Genomic DNA, 463 nt, shown 5'->3' with positions numbered 1-463 from the left:
TCGCCAATCTTTGTCGATTCCCGAGTGCGATTTCTCGTTCCTCGAAATGACAAACCAGATTTAAAATACGTATATTCGTACAAAAAAAATGCTAAATCCTCAACTTGGTTATCATACTTATTACGTTTACATTCTGACAAATGAACATCGAACTTCTTTTTATATTGGAGTTACTAATAACTTAAAGAAAAGACTTGCAAAGCATAAAGAAAATATAGATTTAAATATTAGCAGTTTTGCTGCAAAATATAATATTCAGTTTTTAGTTTATTACGAAAAATTCACATGGATACAGGAAGCAATCGCAAGAGAAAAAAAATTGAAGAAATGGCGAAGAGATAAGAAAATTGAATTAATAAGAGGTTTTAATGAAACTTTTGAATTTCTTAATTTTCATTTTGAATGAGTTTTTTTTCAATTCTTTGTCGATTTACGTTTGTGATTTCTCGTTCCTCGAAATGAC

The 463-nt window shown here is 28.9% G+C and carries 1 protein-coding gene; it reads left to right on the top strand.

From position 1 onward, the window contains the following. Positions 1 to 88 precede the first annotated feature (88 nt). Positions 89 to 406 carry a GIY-YIG nuclease family protein gene (locus tag B3J44_RS08850; protein ID WP_286967877.1) on the top strand — a complete coding sequence of 106 codons (318 nt, stop codon included), beginning with the start codon at positions 89 to 91 and terminating at the stop codon, positions 404 to 406. Positions 407 to 463 lie beyond the last annotated feature (57 nt).

The organism is Flavobacterium sp. UBA4854 (assembly GCF_002399805.1).
In the GTDB taxonomy this organism is placed as follows: domain Bacteria; phylum Bacteroidota; class Bacteroidia; order Flavobacteriales; family Flavobacteriaceae; genus Flavobacterium; species Flavobacterium ginsengisoli.
This window is presented reverse-complemented; position numbering and strand designations above follow the sequence as displayed.

Coding starts and splice junctions, on each gene's coding strand:
- B3J44_RS08850 (WP_286967877.1), top strand. CDS start 89: ATGCTAAATCCTCAACTTGGTTATCATACTTATTACGTTTACATTCTG.